At 65.7% G+C, this 13,001-nt stretch carries 14 protein-coding genes; all 14 read right to left on the bottom strand.

Annotated features, from left to right (window positions below; genetic code table 11):
* Positions 1-100: 100 nt before the first annotated feature.
* The 14 genes from P0652_RS12875 to hslV all read right to left on the bottom strand — a co-directional run bounded on the left by P0652_RS12875 (position 101) and on the right by hslV (position 12,842).
* The gene (locus tag P0652_RS12875) at positions 101-1,009 is read right to left on the bottom strand and encodes a hemolysin family protein (protein ID WP_284179236.1); all 909 of its coding nucleotides are present in this window, start codon (positions 1,007-1,009) and stop codon (positions 101-103) included.
* Positions 1,006-1,482, bottom strand: a complete 477-nt coding sequence (gene ybeY, locus P0652_RS12870; RefSeq protein WP_284179235.1) for an rRNA maturation RNase YbeY — start codon at positions 1,480-1,482, stop codon at positions 1,006-1,008. The genes P0652_RS12875 and ybeY overlap by 4 nt, the downstream gene beginning before the upstream one ends.
* Positions 1,482-2,552, bottom strand: coding sequence for a PhoH family protein (locus P0652_RS12865; protein ID WP_284179542.1), 1,071 nt, complete (start codon positions 2,550-2,552; stop codon positions 1,482-1,484). The genes ybeY and P0652_RS12865 overlap by 1 nt, the downstream gene beginning before the upstream one ends.
* A gap of 2 nt (positions 2,553-2,554) precedes the next feature.
* Complete coding sequence (gene miaB, locus P0652_RS12860; RefSeq protein ID WP_284179234.1) at positions 2,555-3,985, bottom strand: tRNA (N6-isopentenyl adenosine(37)-C2)-methylthiotransferase MiaB; 1,431 nt, start codon at positions 3,983-3,985, stop codon at positions 2,555-2,557.
* Positions 3,986-4,032: 47 nt separating this feature from the next.
* A complete protein-coding gene (gene olsA, locus P0652_RS12855; RefSeq protein ID WP_284179233.1) occupies positions 4,033-4,839 on the bottom strand; it encodes a lyso-ornithine lipid O-acyltransferase in 807 nt (268 codons plus the stop codon).
* Between the two features lie 65 nt (positions 4,840-4,904).
* Positions 4,905-5,435, bottom strand: a complete 531-nt coding sequence (locus P0652_RS12850; protein WP_284179232.1) for a GNAT family N-acetyltransferase — start codon at positions 5,433-5,435, stop codon at positions 4,905-4,907.
* 9 nt (positions 5,436-5,444) lie between these two features.
* Complete coding sequence (gene tsaB / locus P0652_RS12845; RefSeq protein ID WP_284179231.1) at positions 5,445-6,143, bottom strand: tRNA (adenosine(37)-N6)-threonylcarbamoyltransferase complex dimerization subunit type 1 TsaB; 699 nt, start codon at positions 6,141-6,143, stop codon at positions 5,445-5,447.
* Between the two features lie 18 nt (positions 6,144-6,161).
* Positions 6,162-6,719, bottom strand: a complete 558-nt coding sequence (locus P0652_RS12840) for a NifU family protein (RefSeq protein ID WP_284179230.1) — start codon at positions 6,717-6,719, stop codon at positions 6,162-6,164.
* A 106-nt stretch (positions 6,720-6,825) separates the two neighbouring features.
* Entirely contained in the window at positions 6,826-7,320 is a 495-nt protein-coding gene (locus P0652_RS12835) for a universal stress protein (RefSeq protein WP_284179229.1), read from the bottom strand.
* A gap of 68 nt (positions 7,321-7,388) precedes the next feature.
* The gene (gene trpS / locus P0652_RS12830; RefSeq protein WP_284179228.1) at positions 7,389-8,450 is read right to left on the bottom strand and encodes a tryptophan--tRNA ligase; all 1,062 of its coding nucleotides are present in this window, start codon (positions 8,448-8,450) and stop codon (positions 7,389-7,391) included.
* A gap of 68 nt (positions 8,451-8,518) precedes the next feature.
* Entirely contained in the window at positions 8,519-10,087 is a 1,569-nt protein-coding gene (gene murJ, locus P0652_RS12825; RefSeq protein WP_284179227.1) for a murein biosynthesis integral membrane protein MurJ, read from the bottom strand.
* Positions 10,088-10,119: 32 nt separating this feature from the next.
* Positions 10,120-10,884 carry a metallophosphoesterase family protein gene (locus tag P0652_RS12820; protein WP_284179226.1) on the bottom strand — a complete coding sequence of 255 codons (765 nt, stop codon included), beginning with the start codon at positions 10,882-10,884 and terminating at the stop codon, positions 10,120-10,122.
* Between the two features lie 10 nt (positions 10,885-10,894).
* Positions 10,895-12,205, bottom strand: a complete 1,311-nt coding sequence (gene hslU, locus P0652_RS12815) for an ATP-dependent protease ATPase subunit HslU (protein WP_284179225.1) — start codon at positions 12,203-12,205, stop codon at positions 10,895-10,897.
* A 79-nt stretch (positions 12,206-12,284) separates the two neighbouring features.
* Positions 12,285-12,842 carry an ATP-dependent protease subunit HslV gene (gene hslV / locus P0652_RS12810; RefSeq protein WP_284179224.1) on the bottom strand — a complete coding sequence of 186 codons (558 nt, stop codon included), beginning with the start codon at positions 12,840-12,842 and terminating at the stop codon, positions 12,285-12,287.
* Positions 12,843-13,001 lie beyond the last annotated feature (159 nt).

Genomic DNA, 13,001 nt, shown 5'->3' with positions numbered 1-13,001 from the left:
CTGCTCCCGGGCCGTCACGGAATTCCGGACGATCTTCTCGGTGATTCGATGGTTACAGGACTTGTCACGGCGTCAGCGCCGCTGGCAAGTCCTTTCACACTCATTCCCCGGCAGCGTCGGCGACTTCCGGGGCCGGAGCGATGCTAAGGCGTCGGATCCTCCGGGAATCCCCGTCAAGGATGGTGAAGATCAAGCCATTGTCGGAGGCGATGCTTTCACCCACGACGGGCACACGCCCGAGGAATGCCGTGACGTAGCCGCCGATGGTGCCGATCTCGTGCTCGTCGCTGATCGGCTCGAAGGGCACCTTGAGCAGGGCCGTCACTTCCTCCAGCGTGGCATAGGCGTTGATCGCGATGGCGCCGCCTTCGAGGGGCTCAATGCCGGAATCCTCGGCAATATCGTGCTCGTCCTCGATCTCTCCGACGATGATCTCGATCAAGTCCTCCATGGAGACAAGACCGTCCGTGGCCCCGTATTCATCGATGACCAGAGCCATGTGGATCCGCTTCGACTGCATCTCGAGCAGCAGGTCGAGGGCCGGCTTCGAGCCGGGTGCAAACAGGACGGGGCGGATCAGCCCGATTTCCCGCACCCGGGCATCGAGCGGGATCGAATCAAGCCGTGCGAACATATCGCGGATATGGATCATCCCGCGCGGGTCATCGAGCGTCTCGGTATAGACCGGCAGCCGCGAATGCGCGGCAGAGGCGAAAAGGGCCCGCAATTCGGCGAGGGTTGCGTCATCCGGCACAGCGATGATGGCGCTGCGCGGCACCATGACATCCTGGATGCGGATATCCCGCGCGGTGAGAAGGTTGCGCAGGATTCGCTTTTCCTCGACGGTAAAATCATCGTCGTCGCCGGCCTCCCCTTCCTCGAGGGCGTCCTCGAGATCATCGCGGATCGAACCGGGCGCCTTGAGGCCGAGCGCCACCTTCAGACGGTCGAACCAGCTGTCACCCTTGGCGCCCTCGCGGACATTGCGATCAAGATCCTCCTGGCTCATCCCTGTGCCTCCGGACGATCGGCATAGGGATTGGCGATGCCGAGGCCGGCGAGGAGCGCGATCTCGCGCGCTTCCATGGCCTCGGCCTCCTCGTCCTCCTGGTGGTCATGGCCAAGCAGGTGGAGGGTGCCGTGAATGACAAGATGGGAGACATGGTCAGCCAGCGACTTGCCCTCGGCCTCAGCTTCCGAGCGACAGGTCTCGTAGGCGAGGATGATATCTCCGAGGACCGGTGCCGGCTGGCCGGGGATCTGCGGCGCCGGGAAAGAAAGCACGTTGGTCGGCTGGTCCTTGCCACGATACTGGGCGTTCAGTTCGCGTACAGCGGCGTCATTGCCGAGCAGGACGGAGATCCCGACATCATCGGTTTTCTCGGCAACGAGGGTGGCCAGAACGGCGCGTTCAACCACGGCTTCCACCCCCGGGATGGCGTTCCAGCCAGGGGATTCGATCAGGATGTCTATGTCGGGCATCAGCGCATTGCAGCGGGATTTCCAGCCCCGACCTCCTCATAGGCTTGCACGATCCGGCGCACGAGATCGTGCCGGACGACGTGCTGATGGCCGAACCGGACATGGCCGACCCCCTCGACATTCTGAAGGAGAGCGATGGCTTCGCCAAGTCCGGATTTCTGCCCCGGTGGCAGGTCGATCTGCGTCGGATCGCCGGTGATGATCATCCGCGAGCCTTCGCCGAGCCGCGTCAGGAACATTTTCATCTGCATCGATGAGGTGTTCTGCGCCTCGTCGAGCAGGATCAGCGCGTTGGACAGGGTGCGGCCGCGCATGAAAGCAAGCGGCGCGACCTCGATCACGCCGGTTTGCAGCGCGCGCTCGACCAGCCGGCCTTCCATGAAATCGTAGAGGGCGTCATAGATCGGCCGGAGATAGGGGTCGACCTTGTCGCGCATGTCTCCCGGCAGGAAGCCGATCTTCTCGCCGGCCTCGACCGCGGGGCGGGAGAGAATCAGCCGCTCGACATGCCCGGCCTCGAGCAACTGCACCGCGTGGCCCACGGCAAGCCATGTCTTGCCGGTGCCGGCCGGACCTTCGGCGAAAACCAGTTCGTGCCGGGCCAGGACCCGCAGATAGGAATCCTGGGCAGCATTCCGTGCCTTGGTGATGCCGCGCTTGCGGGTGGTGACATGGCCGAAGCCGGAATAGGCCTCGCGTGACTTCGCCACCGTTTCGGGTTCCGGCGGCGGCAAGCGATCCGGAAAGAGGCCGCGCTGCGTGGCCGTCTCCTCGATCGCACCGTCGACATCACCCGTCCCGACGGCCCGGCCGCGCTTGACCGTGGCATAAAGGGATTCGAGCACGCGGCGGGCATGCTCGACCTGCTCGCGCGGACCGCGCAGCAGGATCTGGTTGCCATTGACATGCGCGACAATGTTCAGCCGTCGCTCGAGATGGGCGATGTTCTGGTCGTAATTGCCGACGACGAGGCTTGCAGCCCGGTTATCGTTCAGGGTGAGGGATTCCTCCACCCCCTCAAGGGAAGCCTGTACGGAGGCCGCAAGGCGCGATGGCTCGCTGAGGCGCATGGTCAAGCGGCTTGATCCTCCCGTTTGGGCTGCGATTCGGCGACAAGCCGGCCCTGCAGCGAATTGGACGTCACGTCGAGCAGATCGACCGACCAGATCCGCCCGAGGACGGACTCGGCGGGCACCCCGTCCGGCAGGTCGACATGGACAGCCTGCAGCCAGGGCGATTTCCCGGTGAGCTGGCCGGGATGGCGCCCTGCCTTTTCGAAGAGCACATCAGCCCGCCGGCCAAGGGTCGAGCGGTTGAAGGCATTCTGCTGGTCCAGCAGCAGCGCCTGGAGCGCATGCAGGCGGGCGGTTTTCTCGGCTTCCGGCACATCGTCGGCGCCCTCGGCGGATTTCGTGCCCGGCCGCGGGCTGTATTTGAACGAGAAGGCCGAGGCGAAGCCGGTCTCCCGAACGAGCGCCATGGTATCCTCGAAGTCAGCCTCGGTCTCGCCGGGAAATCCGACAATGAAATCCGATGAAAGGGCGATATCGGGCCTTGCTGTGCGCATCCTGTCGATGATCCGGCGATAGAGATCCCGATCATGCTTCCGATTCATCGCCTTGAGAATGCGGTTCGAGCCGCTTTGCACCGGCAAATGCAGGTAAGGCATCACTTTCGGATTGTCGCGATGGATCGCATAGAGATCGTCGGTCATGTCCAGCGGATGGCTGGTCGCATAGCGGATCCGGTCCAGCCCGTCGATTTGCGACAGCGCGTCCATCAACCCGGCCAATGAAAGCGTGCCGCCCTCCGGGCCCTCGCCGTGATAGGCATTCACGTTCTGGCCGAGCAGCATGATCTCGCGGATGCCAGCCTCGACCATGATGCGGGCCTCGGCGAGAATCGCCGTTGCGGAACGCGAGGTTTCGGCGCCCCGGGTGAAAGGCACGACGCAGAACGAGCAGAACTTGTCGCAACCCTCCTGCACGGTGAGAAAGGCCGACGGGCCTTTTGCAGCAAGCCGGCGGGCCCCCGGAGGCGGCAGGGCGTCGAACTTGTCGACGGCCGGAAATTCCGTATCGACCACGCGTCGACGCCGGGCATCGGCGAGCAAGCCGGGTAGGTTCTGGTAGCTCTGCGGGCCGACCACCAGATCAACCGCTGGCTGGCGATTCATGATCTCGCGGCCCTCGGCCTGCGCGACGCAGCCTGCCACGGCGATCAGCGTGGATTGTCCGGCTTCCGCCCGCTCGGATTTCAGCCGGCGCAGGCGGCCAAGCTCGGAATAGACCTTCTCGGACGCCTTTTCGCGGATATGGCAGGTATTCAGAATGACGAGATCCGCCTCCTCGACGCGATCGGTTGTCGCATACCCTTCCAGCGCCAGCAGATCGGCCATGCGCTCGGCGTCATGGACATTCATCTGGCAGCCGAAAGACTTGATATGGACGCGCTTTGTCGCGTCGGGAATCGCGGTTTCGGGCGAAGTCGGGCGGTTGGACATCTGGCTTCTTTACCGCCCGCAACGGCATTCGAAAAGGGCGATGGCTGTCATAATCCCTCGCCACGCAGGGTGCGGGCATGGGTCGTGCGGATCTCGGCCTCAATCTCGCGGGTGAGCGACTTCCGGTCCGAGCCGGGGCCGACCTCGCGCGCGGTCAGGAAGGTCACGCGGCATTCGATGCCGGGCAGTGTCAGCAGATCGGCGAGATGGGGCACCAGGTCCATGTCGCCATGCCAGGCGATATGGGGATGATCGCCACGCCCGATCGGCAGGCCGCCGATCTTCGGATAGGCAATGTTGAGCGGCTGGATGTAGGAGGCCCCCTCATTGCGGCCGGATGCCGCCTGGGCGGCACCGATCAGCGCCGAGCGGAAGGGCAGCACGCGCCGGCCATCACTGGTCGTGCCTTCTGCGAAAAGCACGAGCGCATCGCCGGATTCGAGCCGGGTCGCGATGGTGCGGTTGACTTCCGCCGTCTTGCCGCGCCGCTGGCGCTCGACAAAGACCGAGCGTTGCAACCGCGCCAGCGTGCCAAAGACCGGCCATTCGCCGACCTCGCTCTTGGCGATGAAGGACACGGGCCGAAGCGAGGAAATCACGATGATATCAAGCCAGGAGAGGTGATTGGCGGTGATGAGGAGCGGCGAGCGCCGGTCTGCCTCGCCGCGCCGGACCACCCGCACCCCCAGCACCTTCAGCAGGTAGCGATGGAAATAGACTGGCATCCACCGGGCGAGGGGCGGGGCAAGGCGCAGGGCCAGCCATTGCGCAGGCAGGCCGAGGGCAAAAGCCGGCGCCAATGCCAGCAGCCGCAGCGTGATCAGGATGCGCCGGGTCAGCCCTGTTTCGATCATGCGCGTGCCGTTTCCATTTCCGCTCGCGCGGCGATAGCAGGAAGACGGGGCCAAGGAAACCGGCTTCAGCCGAATCGTGGGGTCGGGTCGAAGCGGCCAAGATCGGCCTGCATGGTGAAGGCATCATGGCGGGCCGAGCCGGGCGAGCCGGAATAATAGCCCTTCCGCCGCCCGACTTCCACGAAGCCGGCCTGACGATAGAGCGCGAGCGCCGGACCGTTATTCTCGGCCACTTCGAGGAACATCGTCCGGGCCCCGGCCTGTGCGGCATGGCCCATATGCCGGTCGAGAAGGGCGGACGAAAGGCTGAGGCCGCGGACTTCAGGGTCGAGCGCAATGGAGAGCAGCTCGGCTTCGTCCGCAGCTACCCGGCTGATGGCGAAGCCGGTGACCACGTGACCAAAGGGCGCCTGCGAGACGAGAACGTCGGCAATCGCGCGGTCCAGGATCATCTGCTCGAATTCCTCGCGCGACCAGCCGATGGCGAAACCTTCGGCATGGATGGCCGCCATCCGCCCCGCATCGAGCACCGAAGCGCGCCGCAGGCTGTGGCGGGCAAGGCCGGAACGGAACCAGGGCCAGAGCCAGAACCACATGATCGCCCCTCAGGCCCTCTGGAGGCGGGCCTTGTCCTGCAGGGTCACATTGGCCTCCCGCAGGTAGAGCGGCTTGGCAGGCGAGGTGGCAAGATCGGCCACCGCGCCAAGGCGGGCGACCCAGGCGATTTCAGGCGAGGGCCGCTGCTGGATGGCTGGGCGCTGGCCCGGCCTGTTCTCGAGGATCGCGCCGCGCCGCGCCTGCGCCAGTTTCTCGGCGGCGTTGCCGACAAAGACGACCGGACCGTCACCGATCTTCCGGGCCGCTTCCTCGACCGGATAGACGCCGGGGCCCGCCATGGTGCGCCCCCCGATGGCGAGAGACTGGAAATAGACGAGCCCGTTCCGCGCATCGATCGCCGCAGCGACGGGCGAGCGGTCACCCGAAAAGAGAATCGGGGCGGCAAAGGCGGAGAGCGTCGAAACGCCGACCACCGGGCGCTGGTGGATCAGCCCGAAGCCGCGAGCCGCCGAAATGCCGATCCGGAGGCCGGTGAAGCTGCCCGGCCCGATGGTGACGGCGAAGCGTGACAGGTCGGCGAAGGCTATGCCGGACCGGTCGAGCACGCGGCGGACCAAGGGCATCAGCGCCTCGGCATGGCCGCGCTCCATCGGCTCGGTTTCCTCGGCGAGGATCCTGCCCTCGCCCGGCGCGAAGACAGCTGCCGAAGTGGCGCCGAGCGCCGTGTCGAGGGCCAGGAGATACACGCCGTCTCTCCGGTGCTGTCAGGCCGCCTCGACGGACTGGACATCCGGCAGGAAGTGGCGAAGGAGGTTCTGGATGCCGTGCTTCAGCGTGGCGGTCGAGCTGGGGCAGCCCGAGCAGGAGCCCTTCATGGTCAGATAGACCACGCCGTCGCGGAAACCGCGGAAGGTGATATCGCCGCCATCGCCGGCCACAGCCGGGCGGACCCGGGTTTCAAGCAGTTCCTTGATCGTCGCCACGGTCTCGGCATCTTCGGGGGCGAAGAATTCCTCACCCGCATTCTCGGCGGGTCCCCCTTCGGCAAGGATCGGCGCACCGGAGAGATAATGCTCCATGATGGCGCCGAGAATGGCCGGCTTGAGATGCTGCCATTCGCCGCCGCTTTTTGTCACGGTCACGAAATCCGAACCGAAGAACACGCCGGTCACGCCGGGAATGCCGAACAGGGCAACGGCCAGTGGCGAGGCGGATGCCTCGTCCGGGGTGCGGAATTCACGCGTGGAACCAGCGAGAACATCGCGTCCCGGCAGGAATTTCAACGTCGCGGGGTTCGGGGTGGCTTCCGTCTGGATGAACATGGGGGCCTCTTCGCGTGTGGTCGGAGCCGGAGGTCAAGGAACCGGTGCGCCACGCCTTCGATATAGGATGTCGATCAAACCGAGGGAAGAGGACATCGGCCCGGCCTCAGGCCAGAGCCTCGAAATCCGCCTCCGCCAGCCCTCCGGGCACAATCGTCACCGGCACGGGGAAATTGGCGGCAACCCGGCCGGCAATATGCGAAACGAGAGGCCCCGGACCTTCCTTGCCGATGCCCGCTGCCAGAACAAGGATGGCAATATCCTCGTCAGCCTCGATGAGGCCCATCACTTCCTGCGCAGGCTGGCCGGTGCGGATGACACGCTCGGGCTCGAAGCCCGCCTCGCGCCGGACCAGTTCCGCAGCCTTGTCCAGCCGCTGCCCGGCTTCGGCTTCCGCCTCGGCCCGCATGAGATCCCCCACGCCGAGCCAGGGCTGGCCTTCTTCCGGGATAACGATGGCCAGCATGATGATGCTGGCGCCGGAACGCCGGGCGCGGCGTGCCGCAAACAATGCGGCACGGTCACATTCCGGCGTTTCATCGATCACGATGAGGATTTTCGGGCGATGACCTGGCTCGTAGGCCCGTCGTCGGATTGGCATGCGTGACCCCGCCTGTGGCCGGCTTCGCGCGCATGGTGCCAAACCACCGGACGGGAGGCAAGCGCTGCTCAGCGGCCGAGAAAGCCCATGATCTCGCGGACCTGCCGGAGAACCGGATCTGCAAGGGCCCGGGCACGCTCCGCGCCGTCAAGGAGAATGGCGTCGATGGCAGAGGCATCATCAACCAGACGCCGCATTTCCTCGCCGATCGGCGACAGCTTCTCGACGGCGAGATCGACCAGCGCGTTCTTGAAGGTCGAGAACTGCCCGCCGCCGAATTCGCCAAGGATCGAGGCCGTCTCGCGACCGGACAGGGCAGCGAAGATCGTCACGAGATTCTCGGCCTCGGGCCGCGCGGCCAGGCCGGCCACCTCGCCCGGCAGGGGTTCGGGATCGGTCTTGGCCTTGCGGACCTTCTGGGCGATTGCATCGGCATCGTCGGTCAGGTTGATGCGCGAATAATCTGACGGGTCGGATTTCGACATTTTCTTCGTGCCGTCGCGCAGCGACATCACGCGGGGCGCGGGACCGGCGATCAGCGGCTCCGGCAGCGGGAAGAATTCTCCCGATTCAAGACCCAGAGCGCGGATACGGTCGGCGAAATCGAAGTTGAATTTCTGCGCGATGTCGCGCGTCAATTCGAGATGCTGCTTCTGATCCTCGCCGACCGGCACATGGGTCGCCCGGTAGGCCAGGATGTCCGCCGCCATCAGCGTCGGGTAGGCATACAGGCCGACGCTGGCATTCTCGCGGTCCTTGCCCGCCTTTTCCTTGAACTGGGTCATCCGGTTCAGCCAGCCGATCCGGGCGATGCAGTTGAAGATCCAGGCCAGTTCGGCATGGGCCGAAACCTGGCTCTGGTTGAAGATGATCTGTTTTTTCGGGTCGATCCCGGCGGCAATGAAAGCAGCGGCGACCTCGCGCGTGGCGCGGCGCAGCTCCAGGGGAGCCTGCGGCAGGGTGATGGCGTGCATGTCCACCACGCAATAGACGCATTCATGCTCGTCCTGCAGGTCGACGAACCGCTTGATGGCGCCGAGATAATTGCCGAGATGAAGATTGCCGGTGGGCTGGACGCCGGAAAAGACGCGCGGCCGATAGGGCGTGAGCGGAGCGGCTGGTATCGTCACGCGATCATCCTCGAATTGGTTTGCGCTGCGCCTCTATCAATCAGCGCGAGCCTCGACAAGCCGCGATTTCAGGAGGACCGGGCCCGGCGGCGGATGGCGGCGAGGGAATAGACGCCCAGCAGCCGGGTCAGCATGCCGAAAACGACGATGCCCCCGAGGCAGAGCGCAGCCAGCACCGCAACACGGAGGCCGAAGCCCCGGCCGGGCTCCAGCAGCGGCGCGGCATGGGGCAGGATTGCATGGACGCACCAGCCCATGGCCAGTGCACAGAGGAGCGTGGCCGCCACCCGCCAACCTGCCCGGGGCTGGAAGGCCAGTCTTCCGCGCGCCATGGCGAGGAGCAGGAGCGCATTGGCCCAGACCCCGGCAACCACGCCGCCTGGCGCGGCCAGGACCGGATCCACTGTCCGGAGGAACCAGGCGGCGATGCCGTTCACAGCCAGCGCCAGCAGCGCCACCATCACTGGCCGTCCCATTTCCTCACGGGCGAGGAAGGATGGCAGGACAACCTTGATGAGGATGAAGGCCGGAAGGGCCAGGACAAGGACTTTCAGGATACGGGCGGTATGGCGGGCATCCTCGGCAAGGAACGCGCCGTGGCGGAACAGGATCGAGACAATCGGTTCGGCGAGAATCCAGAGGCCGATCGTCGCCGGGAAGATCAGCAGGGCGGCAAAGATGACCGATTCGGTCTGGGCCTGCGCCATCGATTCACTATCACCCTGCTGGAACCCGCGCGAAACATGCGGAAGCAGAACCACGCCGATGGCCGAGGCGACAAAGCCGAGCGGCAGCTGGAACAGGCGGTCGGCGAAATAGAGCATCGAGAGGATCCGCGGCTCGAGCGAGGCGGTCTGGCTCGCCATGACCATATGGACATGGCCTGACCCGGCGACGACCATCGCCGGCAGCATGCGAACCAGCAGCGACCATGCGCCAGGGTCAATCCGCCCGGCCAAGGCATCCCACGGGCGGGGCGATAAAGCGAGGCCGAGGCGGCGCGCCGCCACCCAGAGCATGACGAGCTGCGCCAGCCCGGCGACAAGGACGGTGCTGACAAGGACAAGCCCTGATTCGCGGGGGCCGGCCGTGGCTCCGGCGAGGATGACCGCCAGAACCAGAATCATCATCAGGTTCAGTGCAAGAGGCACGAGGGCTGCCATCGCGAATCGGTCAAGCGCGTTGAGCAGGGCGGCAATGGCCGCGCCGAGGATGACAAATCCGACAAAGGGGAAGGCGATCCGTCCGAAGAGCACCGCATTGTCGAGCTTGCCCGGATCGGCCGCGAAACCATGCGCGAGCAGCGTCATGATCTGCGGCATGAAAAGCTCGGCGACAAGGACCAGCAGGATTGTCGCCACCATCAGGATGGACAGCAGATCATCAAAGAAGCCCTGCATCGCCTGCTGGCCGCCCTCCCGCTCAAGCCGGGCAAGGCGCGGGACGAGCGAGGCGTTGAACGCGCCCTCGCTCACCATCTTGCGGATCAGGTTGGGGATGAGGAAGGCCGCGACATAGATATCGGCGATCGGCCCGGTGCCGAGTGCAGCGGCGATCATCACGTCCCGCACGAACCCTGTCACGCGGGAAGCGAGGGTCGCCGAGCCGACAATCGTGAAAGGAAGGGCGAGCGACATGGCGGAACGTTGGGCGAAACCGGCTGCCGTCGTCAAGCAGCGGAGCCGCCAAGGGCTGCCGGCATCCAGCCAGAGCGCAAGGGAGCGGCCCAATCCGGCCGGCCATTCTCCTGGGCGCGACGAGCAGCCGCCTCGTTATCATAGGGAAGGGCGCGGAAGGTGACATCCGGCTGGCCGGAGGCGGTGAGCGTCAGCAGGGCATAGCAGGCGAGCGGGGTTCCGGACTCGGAGACATGGGCCCGGCCGGTGACATCCTGATAGCCCGCACAGCCGACGCTGCCGGGATTGAGGATCCAGCGACGGTCTGGCAGGCGCAGGAGATCCGGACGGTGGCTGTGGCCGAAAAGGACGATGCTCGCCTCAACCAGGCCGAGGCGGCGGGTGATCTTGTCGGCCGGAGCCCGGACTAGGCGTCCCTCGGCAATATCCTCGACCACATACCGGTCATCATGCTGCGGCGTGGCATGGAAGGCGCAGATTCCCGGTGCCGGGCTGGCCTCGAAGGGCAGGGCGCGCAGCAACGCCCGGCTCTCCGCATCGAGCGCATCGAAGGCGAAACGATCGGAAGGGCCCAGCCCATCGGGTGATTCGCTGCCGGCAAGCCGGTCATGATTGCCGCGGACGCCTGGAATGGCGTGCTTCCGCATCAGATCGAGCGTCTCGCGCGGCCAGAGCGGGCCGGAGACACGGTCTCCGAGATCGAAGAGCATATCGGCGCCCTGACGGTCGATATCGCGCAGGACCGCCTCGAGCGCGAGGACATTGCCATGGATATCGGCGAGAATGGCCAGCCTCATCGCAGTGCCTTCACAGGATGAAGCGAGAGAGATCGGCGTTGCGGGCGAGGTCGCCGACCTCGCGGCGGACCCAGTCGCCGTCGATCACAATCGTCTCGCCGCCGCGATCGGTCGCGGTGAAGCTGATCTCGTCAAGCACACGCTCCAGAACCGTCTGCAAGCGGCGGGCGCCGATATTCTCGACATTGCTGTTCACCTCGAAGGCGGCGCGGGCCAAGGCGGCGATGGCATCTTCGGTAAAGGAAAGCGACACCTGCTCGGTCGCCATCAGCGCCACGGATTGCTTGATCAGCGATGCCTCGGTCTCGCTCAGGATGCGGCGGAAATCCTCCTCGCCCAGCGGCTTCAGCTCGACGCGGATCGGCAGGCGGCCCTGCAGCTCGGGCAGGAGATCCGAGGGCTTGGCGACATGGAAGGCGCCGGAGGCGATGAAGAGGATATGGTCGGTCTTGACCGGGCCGTGCTTGGTGGCGACGGTCGTGCCCTCGATCAGCGGCAGGAGGTCGCGCTGGACGCCTTCGCGCGAGACATCGCCACCGCCGCGTCCCTCGCGGACCGAGATCTTGTCGATTTCGTCCAGAAAAACAATGCCATTCTCCTCGACGGATCGAATCGCCTCCGCAACGATCCGGTCCTGATCGATCAGCTTGTCGCTTTCTTCCGCCAAGAGCGGCTCGTAGGCCTCGCGTACCGTCATCCGACGCGGTTTCCCGCGCGACCCGAAGGCCTTGCCGAGCATGTCGCCCAGCGAAACCGCGCCAATCTGGCCCCCGGGCATGCCGGGAATGTCGAACATCGGCAGGCCGCCGGCTGGCCCGCCCTGCAATTCGACCTCGATTTCCTTGTCAGCCATCTCGCCGTTGCGGAGCTTGCGGCGGAATGCATCCCGCGTGGCGGGCGAGGCCGTCGAGCCGACAAGCGCGTCAAGCACGCGCTCCTCGGCCGCGACATGGGCCTTCGCCTCGACATCCTTGCGGCGGGCGTCCCGCTGGAGGCCGATCCCGACCTCGACCAGATCGCGGACGATCTGCTCGACATCGCGGCCGACATAGCCGACCTCGGTGAATTTCGTCGCCTCGATCTTGAGGAAGGGCGCCCCGGCCAGTTTCGCGAGGCGGCGGGCAATCTCGGTCTTGCCGCAGCCGGTCGGGCCGATCATCAGGATGTTCTTCGGCAGGACCTCCTCGCGCATCTGGCCTTCCAGCTGCTGGCGGCGCCAGCGGTTGCGCAGGGCAATGGCGACAGCGCGCTTGGCGTCCTTCTGGCCGACAATATAGCGATCCAGCTCCGAAACGATCTCGCGGGGCGAAAAAGCGGTCATGCAGAATGTCCTGGTTGGCCCACGGGCGGGGCAAGACGGATACGCTCGGGCATCGGGGCCAACCCGCCGCGTCGGTCGATCATGCCTCGATGCTCTCGATCACGAGGTTGGCGTTCGTGTAGACGCAGATCTCGCCGGCAATCCGCATCGAGCGGCGGACGATCTCCTCGGCGCCGAACTCCGTATCGGCGAGGGCCCGCGCGGCGGCCAAAGCATACATGCCGCCGGAACCGATGCCCATGATGCCGCCCTCGGGTTCGAGCACATCGCCCGTGCCAGAGAGAACGAGGCCGGTGGTGCGATCCGCCACCAGCATCATTGCCTCGAGCCGGCGGAGATAGCGGTCGGTGCGCCAGTCCTTCGCCAGTTCGACACAGGCGCGCATCAGCTGGCCGGGATATTGCTCGAGCTTGGCCTCGAGACGCTCGAACAGCGTGAAGGCATCCGCCGTGGCCCCGGCAAAGCCCGCGATCACCTCGCCCTTGCCGAGCCGCCGGACCTTGCGGGCATTGCCCTTGATGATCGTCTGGCCGAGGCTGACCTGCCCGTCGCCGCCGATCACCGTCGCCCCGTCCTTCCGGACCATCAGGATCGTGGTGGCATGCCAGCCTGTGGCGGGGTTGGACGGTTCGGACACGGGCGACTCCTGATTCAGATCCCGCCAATGTAGGGATTGTCGCCAAGAGTTGCCAAGGTCGGACTTGGACGGGCCTGACATGCAGGGATCGGACTTGCAGCGCGGCGGCGATCCGGAATTGCCGTCCGGAGCCTTTTTCGGTAAAGGCGGCAGCGAGGA

The organism is Rhabdaerophilum sp. SD176, from assembly GCF_030143245.1.
Lineage (GTDB): Bacteria > Pseudomonadota > Alphaproteobacteria > Rhizobiales > Beijerinckiaceae > Rhabdaerophilum.
This window is presented reverse-complemented; position numbering and strand designations above follow the sequence as displayed.

Bases quoted from the DNA above. Each gene is read 5' to 3' on its own strand.
- P0652_RS12835 (WP_284179229.1), bottom strand. From the start codon at position 7,320: ATGCCAATCCGACGACGGGCCTACGAGCCAGGTCATCGCCCGAAAATC.
- P0652_RS12875 (WP_284179236.1), bottom strand. From the start codon at position 1,009: ATGAGCCAGGAGGATCTTGATCGCAATGTCCGCGAGGGCGCCAAGGGT.
- murJ (WP_284179227.1), bottom strand. From the start codon at position 10,087: ATGTCGCTCGCCCTTCCTTTCACGATTGTCGGCTCGGCGACCCTCGCT.
- P0652_RS12865 (WP_284179542.1), bottom strand. From the start codon at position 2,552: ATGCGCCTCAGCGAGCCATCGCGCCTTGCGGCCTCCGTACAGGCTTCC.
- P0652_RS12820 (WP_284179226.1), bottom strand. From the start codon at position 10,884: ATGAGGCTGGCCATTCTCGCCGATATCCATGGCAATGTCCTCGCGCTC.
- miaB (WP_284179234.1), bottom strand. From the start codon at position 3,985: ATGTCCAACCGCCCGACTTCGCCCGAAACCGCGATTCCCGACGCGACA.
- ybeY (WP_284179235.1), bottom strand. From the start codon at position 1,482: ATGCCCGACATAGACATCCTGATCGAATCCCCTGGCTGGAACGCCATC.
- P0652_RS12850 (WP_284179232.1), bottom strand. From the start codon at position 5,435: ATGTGGTTCTGGCTCTGGCCCTGGTTCCGTTCCGGCCTTGCCCGCCAC.
- hslU (WP_284179225.1), bottom strand. From the start codon at position 12,205: ATGACCGCTTTTTCGCCCCGCGAGATCGTTTCGGAGCTGGATCGCTAT.
- P0652_RS12840 (WP_284179230.1), bottom strand. From the start codon at position 6,719: ATGTTCATCCAGACGGAAGCCACCCCGAACCCCGCGACGTTGAAATTC.
- olsA (WP_284179233.1), bottom strand. From the start codon at position 4,839: ATGATCGAAACAGGGCTGACCCGGCGCATCCTGATCACGCTGCGGCTG.